Here is a 15945-nt window from a genome sequence, read left to right as displayed (position 1 = left end):
GGCAGCCAGTTTATTTCCAGCTTTCTACTTCTTGCGGTACTGTTACGATCTTGCTAGCAGTTTTCTAGCTTGTGCGAGTCCCAGATGGCTATAAACTATCGAAATCTTGGGAATTTTGGCAAATTTACCTGATAAATTCAATTACTCCATATAATTGGATTATCAAAAGTAGACGTACTGGGCCAGTGCTGTGGAAAAACCTGCTATACAACCGGCTCAACTGAATTCTTTGTCTAGCCAGCCTCCGGCTTTAGACGCTGTTCAAGTTACACATTTGCTCAATCCTGCTGGGGAAGGGCAATGCCATTTTGCGGGTGAGCATACGCTGTTTATGTCGCTTGCGCCGCGACCGATTTGCTATTTGCAGGCCCAGGATGGCAAAACCCATACAGGGCTTTATAAAAAAGGAGACTTGTCCCTGGTTCCAGCAAATACACCGTTTTTTGCTCGGTGGGAGGGGGATGAGAATTGTTTACAGATTCGGCTGAGCGATCAGTTTTTGAAATGTGTTGCTAGGGAAACTGTTGATCAAGATTGCGATCGCATCACCCTTCTCCCCCAATTTCAGACCCATAACCCACAGCTTGAATCAATTGGCCTGATGCTTCTTGCTGAATTTCAGCAAGAAGCATCAGGCAACAGGCTTTATCTCGATTCGCTCACCAACATTTTGGCCGTACAGTTACTCAGGCAGCACGCAACAACTAAACCCCAACTACCAGTATATGAGGGTGGTCTGCCCCAGCGTCAGCTAATGCAGGTTTTAGACTACATTGACGCCCATTTAGACCAAACTATTAAGCTTGCCGATCTGGCTCAACTATTGGACATGAGTCAGTTCCACTTTGGCCGATTATTTAAACAGTCCCTGGGGGTTTCTCCGTATCAATATCTGGTACAACAACGTGTTGAACGAGCCAAACAGTTCTTAAAACAAACAGACCGCTTAATTGTAGATATTGCCCTAGAGTGCGGCTTCAATAGCCACAGCCATTTAAGCAAACAGTTTCGTCAGGTAACGGGCATGAGCCCTAAAGCGTTCAGAAGCAGTTGAATTTTGTTTTGTGCTAGAAAGAAAAAAGACTGTTTTTGATGCGATCGCTATTTTGCTTAAGCCGTTAATACTTTGCGGTAAACAATCTTATCAGCACCCACTTCGTAGAAATCACGAATTCGTGCTTCCTCATCAAACCCGCACTTACGATAAAATGCACGTGCATGCTCAAAGCTGGCCAATGTTTCCACCAGTAATAGATGTGCACCTTGGGTGGCTAGCATCTGTTCAACATGAGTTATCAAAGCTGTTCCCCGCCCTTGTCCCTGGTAGTCAGGTTGAACCGCAATAAAAAGCAGATTCCAGGTACCCTGAGTCATCCGCTCAGGTGCACAGTAAGCAGCTGCCACCAGTTCATCATCATCATCAGTCCACCAAAAATGATTGGCAGTTTTACCGCTAAAATAATCAGTCAGGATTGTTGTTAGCTCCTCTAACTCATCCGGTGAGAAGCTCATCGCCTTGCTGGCTAAGGCAAGTAGCGCAGCCATATCATCGGGTACAGTGGGTCGAATCATTGCATATCACACTACAGACTAGTCAAAACTAACTCACACCTGCCCTTTGCCACCAGTCTGCTTCTAAATCTGGGAATAACCAGGTTGCCTGGCTGAGTAATTCATCGACAATTTTAGCGGGCAACAACCGACCATCAACAGTAATAACATTTTCGTCTGGGCGAATGGGTTCAAAGGCCGCTAGCTGACTAGCCAGCATTTCAGGTTTCATATAGTGATTTGTTCGTCTTCGCAGTCGCCGCTGTAATTCTGCTGGGGGCACGTTGAGCCACACTAACTGAACTCGTTCCAACGCCGTCAGTTGTTTCTGAGTGGACAGTCACTCATGGTATAGCTTCCCGTTGCTTAACAAATTTTCAGCAAAATGAGCTATTGATTTATGGATTTTTTTCGAATTTGGTTAACATCCATAAATCAAATCAGAATTCAACCGATCTAGTCCACCTACACGTATAAAAGTTCATCTATATTACTCGGTGAGTTGGGCTGGACAGAACCCTGCCAACAGTTTCTCAATGCAAACCCGATTGATCCCCCCATTCCCATGCAAGATTTTAACTGGAAAAAACTTCAAAATGGTTCGGACATCCGTGGTGTTGCAATCGACGGTGTCCCTAATGAGCCCGTCAATCTCACCCCAGAAATTGCTCAGCGCCTAGGTCAAGCTTTTACTACTTGGTTAGCAACAAAGTTCAGCAAACCGACTACAGAACTACAGCTCGCCGTTGGTCGCGATAGCCGCATATCTGGCCCCAAGTTGATGAAAAGTGTCCTGCACGGCATTGCTGATCTAGGGGCTCAGGTGTATGACTTTGGTATGGCATCTACCCCTGCCATGTTTATGAGTACTGTTACCCCAGGCTTTGATTGTGACGGTGCGATCATGATGACCGCCAGTCACCTCCCGTTCAACCGTAATGGTCTCAAGTTTTTTACTCCCCAAGGGGGGCTCGGTAAATCGGATATTGCTGAAATCCTTACCCTGGCTGAGCAAAACAATTTTATCCCAGCCGCCAGCGCTGGTGCCATTGCAGACCGAGACTTTATCTCAGTCTATGCCGACCAGCTTGTCCAAAAAATTCGCATCGATGTCAATCACCCTGACCACCCTGACCAGCCCCTGCAGGGGCTCAAAATTATCGTTGATGCGGGGAATGGTGCGGGTGGTTTCTACGCTAGTAAAGTCCTAGAACCCCTGGGAGCCGATACCACTGGTAGTCAATTTTTAGACCCTGATGGCATGTTCCCGAATCATATTCCCAACCCTGAAAATGGGGCTGCAATGGCCTCTATTTGCCAGGCTGTATTAGCCCATAACGCTGATTTTGGTATTATTTTTGACACCGATGTCGATCGCGCCGCCGCCGTCGATCACCAGGGGCAAGAACTTAATCGCAACCGTTTGATTGCTCTTATTACCGCCATTGTGCTGCAGGAACACCCGGGCTCAACCATTGTCACCGACTCGATCACGTCTGACGGCTTAACTCGGTTTATTGAGCAAGAATTACATGGCAACCATCATCGTTTTAAGCGTGGCTACAAGAACGTGATCAGTGAAGCGGTTCGCCTGAATCAAATTGGAGAAGATTCTTGGCTAGCCATTGAAACCTCTGGCCATGGAGCGATGCGAGAAAACTATTTCCTAGATGATGGGGCTTACCTGATTAGTAAGTTGTTGATCGAGTTAGCCAGAGCAAAGCAAGCCGGGCGTTCGTTAACCGACTTAATCTCTACACTCAAAGAGCCCAAAGAAAGTCGAGAAATTCGGCTGACAATCCAGGCCAATGAGTTTAAGTCCTATGGTGAAAAGGTGATCGAAAACCTGACAGCTTTTGTAGCGGAACAATCTGACTGGTCCCTGGTACCCAATAACTATGAAGGCGTTCGTGTGGCCTGTTCCTCACCTACGGAAGACGGATGGTTCTTGCTCAGGCTGTCTCTCCATGATCCCGTCTTACCCTTAAATGTTGAATCCAATGTTGAGCATGGCGTTGCCAAAATCCTTGAGCGGCTGCGAACATTTTTTAACAACGCTGATGACCTGGACCTATCTGCTTTTTCTTAAGGAGTTGGTCTAAGGACAGCATGCGGTACTGACAAATTCCTTAAAACAGCACCCAATGAGTTTTCACCTCTAGCGAGCCCAGTCGCTAGAGGTGAAAACTGAGACTATTCACGCTGATTGTCCACTACTAGTGACAGTTACAACCAGTGTGTCCGCAGCCCTTAGAGTTATCCCCATGCCCGCTGGCACAGCCTTCACTACAGTAGTACTGACCATCTTTTTGAATGGCCTTACTGATATCCACAATACATAGACAAGGTTCGCAAGCACATTTCATCTGAGTCACAGTCGCCATTATCCAGACTCCTCTTAGGTGACATTATTGAATACTGTAACACTTGAACAATTATTCATATTTCAAGCTTAACACATGAAAGTTAGTTCAGGTATTTAGATCTTGAATCCTGAGAATTGAGCTATAGCCCAGAATGTTTTATCTGATGTTAATAAGGCCAGTAGGTCGCTTATTTCTCATGATTCTTAGATTGCTGTAGAGATATGTTAGAACCCCTAGATATGCCTTAAGAATTAGTGATCATTGTCCACATTACAAATGTTTATCGCTACACTTTCAGAGGCAATTGTTTAGGTAAGCGCTTAAATTAACATTGCTCTTTTTATGCTCCGACGGTTTATTGTTTGACATCGTCCTGTGTCAGGTTCGGCATCAGTCGATATTGGTGATGCAGTCTTAAAGTTTTAGGGCTTTGGGACGCGGCATGCCGGTGGCCATTATGTTCAATGGGAGAATCGTGATGAATCTGAACGGCATCGGAGAAGAGCAAGTTCATGCACTCTTAATGCTAATCGTCTTGAATATTATTGTGTTCGCAGCGCTGGTCGCTAAGGTTCAGGCTGAGTTTGCATTTTCAGGCTGGTGCGCATTCTTTTAATCGGTTGATTTCTGTCATTTTTTGATTGAAATATGTTTGAGTACTTACCTCCACTCAACGAGCACAATTTACCGTATCCCGACACGATTCACCCAATTGTGGTGCACTTTGTCATTGCTATGGTGTTGTTTGCTGTGTTGTGTGACGCTATTGGGTATTTCACCCGTAATGTTCGCCTATATGAGGTGAGCTGGTGGAATTTCTGTTTCGCGACGGTTTCTATATTTATTGCTGTTATTTTTGGGCAAATTGAAGCTGGTTTGGCCGAACCCTATACAGCTGCAGAACCGACCTTAAACTTGCATACTCTGATTGGTTGGTCCATGTCTGGGATTATTGCAGCCATCACAGCCTGGCGCTATGTGATTCGCTCCCGCGATCCCAAAACACTGCCCGTACCGTTTTTAGGTGTGGGGGTTTTATTGGTAGGGTTGGTCTTTTTTCAGGTTTACCTTGGAGATTTACTGGTCTGGATGTATGGATTGCATACGGTGCCGGTCGTGGAAGCTACCAGAGAAGGAGTTTTTCAATGAATTCAAGCTTGATTGAGCAGCTGCAGCTAGGCGCGAATGGCCTACCCTATCAGCTACCGATCCATCCGAATCTGGTTCACCTGACATTGGGCTTGTTTATTGTGGCCATTGGCTTCGATATTGTTGGGGTGTTGTTTCCCCTAGAAAAACCAGTCTTTAAACTGTTAGCAATACCGGCTAGTCGGTCTAACTTTTTCGATGTTGGCTGGTACAACATGTTAGCGGCAGCTGTTATTACCTTTTTTACGGTAGCTGCTGGCTTCTATGAAGTGATGTTAGCTCAGCCCCCTGCAGGCACCAAAAGTGCCTGGGGATTGCAGGCCATGGAAACCATGCTCTGGCATGGTGTTGGTGGAGTTATATTACTGTTCTTAATTGTGGGAATGGCGGTCTGGCGTGGATTTCAACGATTTATTTGGTATCGGGATCGGGCTCGTCAGGTGCAGTGGGCTTACTTGTTAGCTGGATTAGGAATCTTTGCACTGATGTTTGTTCATGGCACCTTAGGTGCACAGCTAGCAGCCGAATTCGGCGTTCATATCAGTGCAGATCGCTTGCTGCAGATGGGTCAAGACCCGAATTTGCTGTTGAAATAGTTGGTCAAAATCGGCTCCCATGAAAATTCGCACGATTTTAATTTTGGCGATAGCTGCTATTGTTGCAGCGGTCATCAGTTTTTGGGTAGGGCAACAAGCCTATGGTTGGATGCCTCCTCAAGCATCAGCAGAAGCGGTGCTTGTCGACAATTTATTTAGTTTTCTAGTCACCATAGGGGCGTTCATTTTTTTAGGTGTGTCCGGTGCGATCGCTTACTCGGTATTGTTTCATCGGGCAGGCAAGTACGACACCAGTGATGGCCCACCGATTGAGGGCAATATCACGTTGGAAGTGGTCTGGACAGCGATCCCGTTTGCTCTGGTTATTTGGATCGCAGCCTACAGTTTCCAAATATACGACCAAATGTCGATTCTAGGCCCCATGGAGCATGTTCATATGGGCATGGCGACGGCTGCTGCCGTTAACCAGGACGCTGGGGAACAACCGATAGAAGTCTTGGCACGGCAGTGGACTTGGGAATTTCGCTATCCCGATCAAAACATCAGTAGTACAGAACTTCACTTACCCAGCAATCAGCGCGCTGTCTTCAGACTTAAGTCTGAAGACGTAATTCACGGGTTTTTTATTCCGGCTTTTCGGGTCAAACAGGATGTCATACCGGGCCAGGAAATTACATTTGAATTTACTCCGATTCGGGAAGGTAAATATCGCCTGCGGGATTCTCAGTATAGCGGCACTTACTTTGCTGCCATGCAGGCAGACGTAGTAGTAGAGTCACCGGAGGACTATCGTCAATGGTTAGCTCAAGCAGCGGCTCAAACTCCCATGGTGGCCTACAACGAAGCGTTTGAGGACTACAGTAAAGCGACAGCAAAAGACGTTAGCGCCGGTTGGAAGACGGTGCCTCCCGCTCCTCCACCCTTGGTTAATTATTCTGGTTCACCCCTCACAGAGGAGTAGCTTTTATGACGAATGTTTTAGTAGATGAGACCAATAACAATCTTAACCAGCCCGGTGAACCGGAAAGCTGGCGACGGTTTTTCAGCTTTAGTACTGACCATAAGGTCATTGGCATTCAATATATTGTTACCGCTTTCTTCTTCTTTTTAGTGGGTGGCATTTTTGCCATGGTCATTCGAGGGGAGTTGATTACACCGGAGGCGGACCTGGTAGACCGGACGGTCTATAACGCCATGTTTACCCTCCATGGCACAGTCATGCTCTTTTTGTGGACCTTTCCGGTGCTGGCAGGGCTCGCTAACTATCTGGTGCCGCTGATGATTGGGGCACGGGATATGGCCTTTCCCCGATTAAATGCCGTGGCCTTTTGGATGGTGCCAGTGTTTGGTGTCGTTCTGATGGGGAGTTTTTTAGCGCCAGGTGGTCCTTCCCAGGCGGGCTGGTGGGCTTATCCTCCGGTTAGTTTACAGAATCCCTCTGGGGCCTTGATCAATGGTCAGTTTCTCTGGCTGCTGGCAGTGGCTCTTTCGGGAATTTCTTCGATTATGGGGGCTGTCAATATTGTTACAACCATTGTGCGGATGCGTGCCCCTGGGATGACCTTTTTCCGCATGCCCATATTTGTTTGGGCGGTGATGAGTGCTCAGATTATTCAGCTGTTTGGATTGCCAGCGCTGACTGCTGGGGCGGTGATGCTGTTGTTTGATTTGAGTTTGGGTACGAGCTTTTTTGATCCCGTTAAAGGCGGCGATCCGATTCTATTTCAGCATTTTTTCTGGTTTTACTCTCACCCAGCGGTCTATGTAATTATCTTGCCAATTTTTGGTATTTTTTCAGAGCTGTTTCCGGTCTATGCCCGTAAACCACTGTTTGGCTATAAGGTTGTCGCTATTTCTTCTCTGGTGATTGTGGCGCTAAGTGCCGTAGTGTGGGTTCACCATATGTTTGCCAGTGGTACACCGGGATGGATGCGGATGCTCTTTATGTTCTCTACGATGCTGATTTCAGTACCGACGGGGATTAAGGTATTTGCCTGGGTGGCAACTATCTGGGGCGGCAAGATTCGGCTCACCAGCGCTATGTTATTTGCTCTGGGTGGACTGTTGATGTTTGTGTTTGCCGGGATCACTGGCATTATGCTGGCATCGGCCCCGGTGGATATTCATGTGAACAATACATACTTTGTCGTTGGTCATTTTCACTATGTGATTTATGGTGCCACGGTAATGGGGGTCTATGCGGCTCTCTATCATTGGTTTCCAAAAATGACTGGTCGTATGTACAACGAGGGGTTAGGCAAACTACATTTTGTTCTCACTTTTATTGGGACGAATCTCAACTTTTTTCCGATGCATCCTCTGGGTTTAGAAGGCATGCCTCGACGGGTTGCATCCTATGATCCTGAGTTTGCCTTTTGGAATGTCATCGCGAGCATCGGTGCGTTTTTGTTGGGTATGTCCACACTGCCGTTTATTTTGAACATGGTGGGTTCCTGGGTGCAGGGTGAAAAAGCCCCTGATAATCCTTGGCGAGCCATTGGTATCGAGTGGCTGGTGTCGTCTCCACCTAGCCATGAGAATTTTGAGGTATTGCCAGTGGTGGTTTGTGATCCCTATGGTTATGGTAAATCTGACCCACTTGTTTCCAATGCTGATGAACTAGAGGTAGCCCATGACTAGTACTGAACTCGACCCCGTCAGTAGTGAACAGACGGCTGTTGATATTGAGCATCACCATGATGAAGCAGGCAACAGTATGTTTGGCTTTATCGTGTTCTTGTTGTCAGAGAGCGTCATCTTTTTAAGCTTTTTTGCTGGCTACATTGTCTACAAGACTACGGCTATCGACTGGTTGCCTCCTGGTATTGAAGGACTGGAGATCACAGACCCGGCTATCAATACGGTGGTGTTGGTGTCCAGTAGCTTTGTTATCTACGTTGCCGAGCGCTATCTCCATGTCAAAAATCTCTGGGGTTTTCGTGCCTTTTGGTTGCTGACCATGGCCATGGGCAGCTACTTCCTGTATGGGCAGGCGGTGGAATGGAGCAGTCTTGAATTCGGTATTACCGATGGGGTATTTGGCGGCATCTTTTACTTACTGACTGGATTTCATGGTCTGCATGTTCTGACGGGAGTATTGCTGCAGCTGATTATGCTGGGGCGGTCGTTTATTCCTGGTAATTATGACGGTGGTGAATTTGGTGTAGCGGCGACGTCACTGTTTTGGCATTTTGTTGATGTCATTTGGATTGTTTTGTTTTTGCTAATCTACATCTGGCAGTGAAAGGGGCATTATGATTATTGATGATGGGCAATATGATGTAATCATTATCGGTACTGGTGCAGGGGGTGGCACTCTGGCCTGTAAGCTGGCTCCTACGGGTAAACGGATTTTGATCCTGGAGCGGGGAGATTTTATGCCCCTCGAAGAACAAAATCGTAGCGATGTCGATGTGTTTAAGCGGGAGCGCTACCATGCTCCAGAACAGTGGTACGACACAGCCGGAGAACCATTTTCACCTCAGATGAACTATGCGGTGGGGGGGAATACTAAAATTTACGGTGCTGCATTACTGAGAATGCGGGAACGAGATTTCGAACGGGTGGAGCATCAGGGGGGGATCTCTCCTGAGTGGTGCTTGAAGTATGCAGATTTTGAGCCCTATTACACTGAAGCTGAGCAGCTGTATAAGGTGCACGGTGTGCTTGCAGGCGATCCGACTGAGCCTGAACATAGCCAGGGATATCCATTTGAGGCAATTGAACAAAAGCCTGAGATTGAGGAGATTTTTGGCGCGATCGCAACTCAGCCGCTGCACCCAGCTCGTCTCCCTTTAGGGCTTACCCGCCAGGACGATGACCCCACCAACGACTCTGAGGTGAGCGGGATTGGTCCTGCCCTCAAGTATCCCAATGTCACCCTCCAAACCGGAGCCCGAGTTGTTGCCCTGCATACCGATCCGACTGGTCGTCTGATTAAAGCGATCGAAACTCAACGTGGCGATCAAACCTATTTATTTTTTGCTGATATCGTTGTTTTAGCCTGTGGTGCAGTGAATTCAGCGGCCTTGTTGCTGCAGTCTGCCAATGAAAAACACCCCCAAGGGTTAGCCAATAGCTCAGGATTGGTAGGTCGCAACTTGATGAAAAGTTTGCTGACAACGGTAGTGCAGCTTAAAAACAAAGCAAACACAGGCGATTTTCTAAAAACTATCTACATTAACGATTTTTACTGGGGTGATACGGATTTCCCTTACCCCATGGGTCACATTTACAATACCGGGGGGCTACTCACCGATGTAATTTTTGCGGAGGCTCCGCCTCTACTCTCAATTCTGGCAAAATATATGCCTGGCTTTGGGCTGAAACAACTGGCTACTCGTTCCATCGGTTGGTGGATTCAGACCGAAGATTTACCCGATCCCAACAATCGTGTTCGGATCGAACACAACAAACTCTACATTGACTACACGCCTAATAATTTAGAGGCTCACGACCGTCTAGTCTATCGCTGGATAGATATCCTCAAAACCATTGAAAAAGAGCTCGGTGGTTTTCAGCGAGGTAATCACCCACGGGGTGAGATCCCGATCCAGGTGATGGCCAATCAATGTGGTACGTGCCGATTTGGTAATGATCGGACGACATCGGTTTTAGACCCCAACTGTCGCACCCACGATGTGGAGAATCTCTATGTGGTAGACAGTAGCTTTTTTCCATCCAATGCCAGCGTGAGTCCTGCATTGACGGTAATTGCCAATGCTTTACGGGTTGGGGAGCATTTGACTCAACGATTAGGGTAGATTTCAATCGTTTACATCACCTGATAGCAGGTCAAGAATAAGCCATTTGGCTTATTCTTGACCTGATTTTTTCGATTTTTAAACGTCGTCAAACCATCGGTACGTAAGTGTTGTATTTGTAACAAAGACAGTTGACAATGCTAAAGCTATTTGAGAAATAAGGGGGCACTCAAATGCGGCTGGATGGCAAGGTGAGTTTGATTACGGGTGCTGGTTCTGGAATTGGTCGGGCTACGGCTAATTGTTTTGCACAGGAAGGGGCGATTGTTGTCGCCGTTGATGTGAATGCTGATGCAGCCCAGGCAACTGAAGAGGCGATTGAGATGGCTGGGGGACAGTGCCTGGGGCTGGGGGCAGATGTCAGCGATGAAGAGCAGGTGATTGGTGCGATCGCAGCCACAGTCAAGAACTTTGGCCGCCTCGATATTCTCTTTAACAACGCCGGTATCTCTGTTATCAAGCCTATTACAGAAACCACCGAGGCCGATCTAGACAAACTCTTGGGAGTAAACCTCAAAGGTGTTTTCTTTGGTTGTAAGCACGGCATTGTGCAGATGCTCACCCAAGGCGGTGGCATCATTATCAACACCGCCTCAGAATTAGGCATAGTCGGACAGCCCCTCTACAGCGGCTACAGCGCCACCAAAGGAGGAGTGCTGGCTTTAACCCGAACCCTGGCCGCAGAATGGTCAGCTCAGAATATTCGCATCAATGCCATTTGCCCTGGCCCTACTGATACTCCCATGATTCGGGCTGAGTTTAATCTGAGCGACGATCCGGTTGCAGAAGAAAAAGCCGCCGTTTCTACCATTCCAGCAGGACACCTGGGTAAACCAGAGGATATTGCCCGTGTGGCCCTGTTTTTAGCCACCAGCGATGCCGACTTTGTCCATGGTGCTGCCATCGTTGCCGACGGGGGCAAAACCATCAGATAAATCCCATAGAAATGAGGATTCAAGAGCATGCTCGGGTCTAAAGCATAGCCAATCGCTCTCGCAACAGCTTTGCCTGAGTTTCTGCCTCAACCAGTGAATCCCGTGCTTCCTGCACCACATGGGCCGGAGCCTTATTCACAAAGCCTGGGTTGCCCAAACGACCGTTAATCGACTTCATCTCGCCTTCGACCTTTGCCAGGGATTTTTCCAGCTTCTGCTTCAGGGCATCCACATCCACCAGACCCGTAAGCGGGATCAGCACCTGAACGGTGCCAAATACACCCGCAAACATCTGCCGAGTATCTTCTGCGAGGGGCTCGCTTGCTTCAGATGTTGTCGTTAGATTCTCTATCTCGTCAGTCTCTTTACTAAAGGTACCAACCACCTCATCCCAGAACCCAGTTGCGTTTTCCCAGAGCTGTCTGCGGTTTGCAGCTTTGAGGACATAACGACCACCAAACCAGGCGGTATAGCCGACACCGATCATTTGAAAGAATCTACCCAATACAGGTAGGGTATTCACTCCAGAAACAACCGCTGCGGCTAATCTAATGGCTAGCCCTGTGAGTAGTAGCAGCAATACAACGGACGCTGGTTTTTTAGCCGTATTGTAGGCTTGTCCAATATAGCCTAGGGGATGCTTAAGCAGTGTTTGTAGAGCGTCTATGCCATCCCCCCAGTCGATTTCTGGCAGGCCGTCAGCGTGCTCAGTACTGTCTGCCGTTTGCGAAGTGGGAACTGTGGCGTTGGCACTGACGCTTAAGGTTTCAGCAGTTAAGGTTGTTCCCCTAATGGTGAGAGTTTCGACCTTGGCGGCATCCTTTAGATAAACCTGGGTGGCGTTGAGGACACGTGCCTCGCCAGCATCATCGGTTTTAAGAATGGCTTCGATCTTGGCCGAGGGTTTCACACCCGCTGCTGCCCGCAGGTTACGGATAGTACGGATAGTGCCAATCAGCAGGTCAAAGTCTTGCTCTAGTTCAGCATCCACCAATTCAGAGCGAACCGTAGGGTAGGGCTGCACCGCCAGATAGCTGTCTTCTCCTGTCTGGGTTAGGGTATGCCAGACTTCCTCAGTGATGTGGGGTGTAAAGGGATGCAATAGCTTGAGAATACCATCCAGCACAAAGGCCAAGGTTTGTTGTGCTACCTGCTTAGAGTCCTCATCCTTACCGTACAGACGGGGTTTGACCAGCTCAATATACCAATCGCAAAAGTCTCCCCAGATAAATTCGTATAGCACCTTGGCCGCTTCACCCATGCCATACTTGTCAAGATACTCGCGGGTTTGGGTAATTGTTTGATTAAACTTGGAGAGAATCCAGCGATCGGCAAGTTCTAGCCTAGCCGTGTCCGGCTCGCCCAAATCAGCTGGCGTCTTGCCTGCCAAATTCATCATTACAAACCGGGACGCATTCCATAGCTTATTGGTAAAGTTACGAGACGCTTCTACCGACGACGACTCATCGGTTTTACGGTTGTAGTCCAGGCGAATATCTTGACCTGCCCCGGCCACTTCACGAATCAGTGTATAGCGCAGAGCATCGGTACCGTACTTGTTAATTAGCACCAGCGGGTCGATACCATTGCCCTTGGACTTCGACATTTTCTGATTTTTCTCATCCCGCACCAGACCGTGGATGTATACGGTCTCAAAAGGCATGGTGTCAGTGAAATGCTCGGCCATCATGGTCATGCGAGCTACCCAGAAAAAGATGATGTCAAATCCGGTAACCAGTGTGGTTGTGGGGTAGTACGTTTGGAAATCCTTAGCGTTTTCATCGGGCCAGCCCATGGTGGAGAAGGGCCAAAGACCTGAGGAGAACCAGGTATCTAGAACATCAGGGTCCTGCTGGAGTTCAACGCCATCACCGAACTGGGCCGTGGCCTGAGCGCGGGCGTCTGCTTCTGACTCGGCGACAAAGAAGGGGGTGGAGTCAGTAATTTCGCCATTGGTTTGGCTGACCGCATACCAGGCCGGAATCTGGTGGCCCCACCAGAGCTGACGGGAAATACACCAGTCCCGCAGGTTGACTAACCAATCGCGGTATACCTTAGTCCAGCGTTCGGGAACAAACCTGGGGGACTGATGGTTGTCCAGAGCATCCAGAGCCTTGTCTGCTAAGGGACGAATTTTGACAAACCACTGGGTAGACAGTAGGGGTTCTACAGGCACCTTGCCGCGATCGCTATAGGGGACACTATGTTTGTAGTCCTCAATCCGCACCAGTGCCCCGACCTCATCCAGAGCCGTAACCACCTGTTTACGGGCTTCAAACCGATCCAAACCTTCAAAGCGACCGGCATTTTCATTCATCGACCCATCTTTATTCATGATGGTGATCATGGGCAAATTGTGACGCTCGCCCATGGCAAAGTCGTTGGGATCATGGGCGGGCGTGACCTTGACGCAGCCAGTACCAAATTCTTTGTCGACATAGCTATCGGCAATAATGGGAATCTCACGTCCCACCAGCGGTAGGGTCAGGGTTTTCCCCACCATTTCTTGATAACGCTCGTCTTCCGGGTTAACAGCTACGCCCGTATCCCCCAACATGGTTTCGGGTCGAGTTGTGGCCACTTCCACATGGCCTGAACCATCGGTCAACGGATAGCGAAAATGCCAAAGATTACCGTCGACTTCTTTATTTTCAACTTCAACATCAGATACCGCCGACTGGCTGGCGGGACACCAGTTGACCATGTAATTGCCCCGATAAATTAGCCCTTCTGCGTAGAGTTTGGTAAAGGCTTTTAGCACGGCTTTAGACAGCCCTTCATCCATGGTGAAGCGCTCACGGGTCCAGTCTACTGATACACCGAGTTTGCGCAGCTGGTTAACAATGGTGCCGCCGGATTCTTCTTTCCACTGCCAAGCACGGGTGAGATAGTCGTCTCGATTGATATCTTTACGGGTTTTATTTTGCGATCGCAACTCCTGATCAAGAATTGCACTCACAGCAATACTGGCGTGGTCGGTACCTGGCAGCCACAGGGTATTGCGACCATTCATGCGCTGATAGCGCACCAGGGTATCAATCAGCGCATTCTCAAAGGCATGGCCCATGTGTAGGCTGCCAGTGACATTTGGCGGTGGGATCACCACACAAAACGGGTCCCCACCATGGTCTGGATCAGCCTTAAATACAGCATTGTCTTCCCAAGCGGACTGCCACTTGGATTCGGTTTGGGAAGGATCGTACTGGCTCGATAGAGTAGGGACAGTTGCGGTCATTGCCTTGAGGAGTGCCTTTGATAGTAAGAGCGCGATATTACTGACTAACTCAATAATGTTAGGCCATAACCGGAAAGTCCGGCAGCGTTCTCCTGGAGAAGACGAGTAGCCTGCCCTTTGATGTCAGTTCCAACCGTATATGACCTGGGCGCTATCTTACACGGCTGTCAATAGGCACACTGACCAGTAAACCGACCAATAACAAAGGGAGCCATGAAAACGACTCCCTTGATCCAACACTCTAATCTGAGTAATGCTGAACTATAAACTAGAGCTGCTGTCCTTCAAATTCGGGGGTTTCTACAGCCGCCGCGCCTTGATCAGCTTCAAGGGCTTCTTGCTGGCGTTGACGAAAATCAGCAGCGGCTTCGTCAATGTTCTGATCACTCTGCCGACCAAACTCAGCTGAATCCAGACCCTGGGAACGACGAGCATTGTTCATTAAATCAGTCAGGCTCAGACCACTGCCGCTAAAAACTTCGTTATTCGTAGACTCACCACTTAAATCATCAAACCCACCATTAGTTTGAGCTAAAACTGGCACAGCTGCCAGGCCGAGGGCCAAACCTAAACCTGTTACAGAAGCCAATAGGTTGCGAAAAATGCTTGCCATAGTGAAGGTCACGGTACGTTAATTAGCTGTGGGCAATGCCCATAGTTTAGCAATTCTATTTGGAGTTGCTACAGGGTAGTAGCACTTTTTCAAGTGGTTACTTGACTACGAGTCTACTGGGGTATCCGAAAGACTAAAGATGGGGAGCATCAGGCCCCAGATAATGGCCGCTAGCCTTAAACTAGCCACTACTGTCATTCCGAGTAACTCAGCCCAAAACTGAGCCATCCCCAACCCTTGCAACAGCAGATACATCGCAATCCCAACAATGGCAGCGGTCGCATAGATGCGGCCCCGTCTTAATATCACTGGAATATTTACCAGCAAGACATCCCGGATAACGCCACCGGCTGAGCCCGTAATCGTGCCCATGACGATGATCAGCAAGTTGGCTAATTGCAGCTGCTCAGCAATTTGTGCGCCGCTAATGGAGAATAGAGCCAATCCAAAGGCATCAGCCACCAGCAAGGATTTGTGCGGCGGTTTAAAGAATTTGGTATAAACCACCGTCAATAGGGCGGAGCCTAAAATGACTGAAAGATAAATCGGACTTTCAATCCAAAATACTGGATGTCGGTCAAGCAAAACATCTCGTAGGGTACCGCCACCAATAGCGGTCACCACAGCAATGACCATCACACCCAATAAATCCAGATGTTTACGGCCTGCTGCTAGGGCACCACTGATCGCAAAGACAGCGACACCGATTAAATCCAGAATATGGGGAACCACCAGCAGTCATAGGAACGGAGCCGTTAAAAAGCTTATCGAACTCT

General features: G+C 48.4%; 16 protein-coding genes. 10 read left to right on the top strand and 6 right to left on the bottom strand.

Features of this window, described 5'->3' with window-relative positions; all coding sequences use genetic code 11:
• Positions 1-190 precede the first annotated feature (190 nt).
• On the top strand, positions 191-1054 hold the full coding sequence (locus N836_RS52065; RefSeq protein ID WP_023072761.1) for a helix-turn-helix domain-containing protein: 864 nt from the start codon (positions 191-193) through the stop codon (positions 1052-1054).
• A 56-nt stretch (positions 1055-1110) separates the two neighbouring features.
• Here the strand turns inward: N836_RS52065 and N836_RS52060 are convergent, their stop codons facing one another.
• Together N836_RS52060 and N836_RS0138020 are read right to left on the bottom strand one after the other, a co-directional pair.
• The gene (locus N836_RS52060) at positions 1111-1572 is read right to left on the bottom strand and encodes a GNAT family N-acetyltransferase (protein ID WP_023072760.1); all 462 of its coding nucleotides are present in this window, start codon (positions 1570-1572) and stop codon (positions 1111-1113) included.
• A gap of 28 nt (positions 1573-1600) precedes the next feature.
• Positions 1601-1864 carry a hypothetical protein gene (locus N836_RS0138020; protein WP_200867411.1) on the bottom strand — a complete coding sequence of 88 codons (264 nt, stop codon included), beginning with the start codon at positions 1862-1864 and terminating at the stop codon, positions 1601-1603.
• Positions 1865-2116: 252 nt separating this feature from the next.
• Here N836_RS0138020 and N836_RS52055 point away from each other — a divergent pair, with 252 nt between their 5' ends.
• Positions 2117-3640 carry a phosphomannomutase/phosphoglucomutase gene (locus N836_RS52055; RefSeq protein ID WP_031292711.1) on the top strand — a complete coding sequence of 508 codons (1524 nt, stop codon included), beginning with the start codon at positions 2117-2119 and terminating at the stop codon, positions 3638-3640.
• A gap of 127 nt (positions 3641-3767) precedes the next feature.
• Here N836_RS52055 and N836_RS74615 read toward each other — a convergent pair whose 3' ends face one another.
• Entirely contained in the window at positions 3768-3917 is a 150-nt protein-coding gene (locus N836_RS74615) for a metallothionein (RefSeq protein ID WP_235071092.1), read from the bottom strand.
• A gap of 442 nt (positions 3918-4359) precedes the next feature.
• On the opposite strand from N836_RS74615, the gene N836_RS76510 reads away from it, so the two are divergent.
• The 8 genes from N836_RS76510 (at position 4360) to N836_RS52020 (ending at position 11321) form a co-directional block, all read left to right on the top strand.
• Complete coding sequence (locus tag N836_RS76510) at positions 4360-4533, top strand: hypothetical protein (protein WP_023072757.1); 174 nt, start codon at positions 4360-4362, stop codon at positions 4531-4533.
• A gap of 32 nt (positions 4534-4565) precedes the next feature.
• Positions 4566-5066: a DUF2231 domain-containing protein gene (locus N836_RS52050; protein WP_023072756.1), complete on the top strand. Its 501-nt coding sequence runs from the start codon at positions 4566-4568 to the stop codon at positions 5064-5066.
• On the top strand, positions 5063-5662 hold the full coding sequence (locus N836_RS52045; RefSeq protein ID WP_023072755.1) for a DUF2231 domain-containing protein: 600 nt from the start codon (positions 5063-5065) through the stop codon (positions 5660-5662). The genes N836_RS52050 and N836_RS52045 overlap by 4 nt, the downstream gene beginning before the upstream one ends.
• Before the next feature lie 19 nt (positions 5663-5681).
• Positions 5682-6584, top strand: a complete 903-nt coding sequence (locus N836_RS52040; RefSeq protein ID WP_023072754.1) for a cytochrome c oxidase subunit II — start codon at positions 5682-5684, stop codon at positions 6582-6584.
• 5 nt (positions 6585-6589) lie between these two features.
• Positions 6590-8263 carry a cytochrome c oxidase subunit I gene (gene ctaD / locus N836_RS52035; protein WP_023072753.1) on the top strand — a complete coding sequence of 558 codons (1674 nt, stop codon included), beginning with the start codon at positions 6590-6592 and terminating at the stop codon, positions 8261-8263.
• Positions 8256-8867 carry a cytochrome c oxidase subunit 3 gene (locus N836_RS52030; protein WP_023072752.1) on the top strand — a complete coding sequence of 204 codons (612 nt, stop codon included), beginning with the start codon at positions 8256-8258 and terminating at the stop codon, positions 8865-8867. Before ctaD ends, N836_RS52030 begins: the two co-directional genes overlap by 8 nt.
• 10 nt (positions 8868-8877) lie before the next feature.
• Positions 8878-10386 carry a GMC oxidoreductase gene (locus N836_RS52025; protein WP_023072751.1) on the top strand — a complete coding sequence of 503 codons (1509 nt, stop codon included), beginning with the start codon at positions 8878-8880 and terminating at the stop codon, positions 10384-10386.
• Positions 10387-10559: 173 nt separating this feature from the next.
• Positions 10560-11321, top strand: a complete 762-nt coding sequence (locus N836_RS52020; protein ID WP_023072750.1) for an SDR family NAD(P)-dependent oxidoreductase — start codon at positions 10560-10562, stop codon at positions 11319-11321.
• Between the two features lie 37 nt (positions 11322-11358).
• On the opposite strand, the gene N836_RS52015 is transcribed toward N836_RS52020, so the two are convergent.
• The 3 genes from N836_RS52015 to N836_RS52005 form a co-directional block, all read right to left on the bottom strand.
• Entirely contained in the window at positions 11359-14556 is a 3198-nt protein-coding gene (locus N836_RS52015; protein WP_023072749.1) for a valine--tRNA ligase, read from the bottom strand.
• Between the two features lie 268 nt (positions 14557-14824).
• Positions 14825-15169 (bottom strand): hypothetical protein, encoded by a 345-nt coding sequence (locus N836_RS52010; RefSeq protein WP_023072748.1) that lies wholly within the window; start codon positions 15167-15169, stop codon positions 14825-14827.
• A 105-nt stretch (positions 15170-15274) separates the two neighbouring features.
• A complete protein-coding gene (locus tag N836_RS52005) occupies positions 15275-15901 on the bottom strand; it encodes a trimeric intracellular cation channel family protein (RefSeq protein ID WP_023072747.1) in 627 nt (208 codons plus the stop codon).
• Positions 15902-15945 lie beyond the last annotated feature (44 nt).

Source organism: Leptolyngbya sp. Heron Island J (assembly GCF_000482245.1).
GTDB lineage: Bacteria > Cyanobacteriota > Cyanobacteriia > Phormidesmidales > Phormidesmidaceae > Leptothoe.
This window is presented reverse-complemented; position numbering and strand designations above follow the sequence as displayed.

What these genes read in the sequence shown, in the direction of transcription:
- N836_RS52060 (WP_023072760.1), bottom strand. Translation starts at nt 1,572, where the DNA reads ATGATTCGACCCACTGTACCCGATGATATGGCTGCGCTACTTGCCTTA.
- N836_RS52055 (WP_031292711.1), top strand. Translation starts at nt 2,117, where the DNA reads ATGCAAGATTTTAACTGGAAAAAACTTCAAAATGGTTCGGACATCCGT.
- N836_RS74615 (WP_235071092.1), bottom strand. Translation starts at nt 3,917, where the DNA reads ATGAAATGTGCTTGCGAACCTTGTCTATGTATTGTGGATATCAGTAAG.
- N836_RS76510 (WP_023072757.1), top strand. Translation starts at nt 4,360, where the DNA reads ATGCCGGTGGCCATTATGTTCAATGGGAGAATCGTGATGAATCTGAAC.
- N836_RS52050 (WP_023072756.1), top strand. Translation starts at nt 4,566, where the DNA reads ATGTTTGAGTACTTACCTCCACTCAACGAGCACAATTTACCGTATCCC.
- N836_RS52045 (WP_023072755.1), top strand. Translation starts at nt 5,063, where the DNA reads ATGAATTCAAGCTTGATTGAGCAGCTGCAGCTAGGCGCGAATGGCCTA.
- N836_RS52040 (WP_023072754.1), top strand. Translation starts at nt 5,682, where the DNA reads ATGAAAATTCGCACGATTTTAATTTTGGCGATAGCTGCTATTGTTGCA.
- ctaD (WP_023072753.1), top strand. Translation starts at nt 6,590, where the DNA reads ATGACGAATGTTTTAGTAGATGAGACCAATAACAATCTTAACCAGCCC.
- N836_RS52030 (WP_023072752.1), top strand. Translation starts at nt 8,256, where the DNA reads ATGACTAGTACTGAACTCGACCCCGTCAGTAGTGAACAGACGGCTGTT.
- N836_RS52025 (WP_023072751.1), top strand. Translation starts at nt 8,878, where the DNA reads ATGATTATTGATGATGGGCAATATGATGTAATCATTATCGGTACTGGT.
- N836_RS52020 (WP_023072750.1), top strand. Translation starts at nt 10,560, where the DNA reads ATGCGGCTGGATGGCAAGGTGAGTTTGATTACGGGTGCTGGTTCTGGA.
- N836_RS52015 (WP_023072749.1), bottom strand. Translation starts at nt 14,556, where the DNA reads ATGACCGCAACTGTCCCTACTCTATCGAGCCAGTACGATCCTTCCCAA.
- N836_RS52010 (WP_023072748.1), bottom strand. Translation starts at nt 15,169, where the DNA reads ATGGCAAGCATTTTTCGCAACCTATTGGCTTCTGTAACAGGTTTAGGT.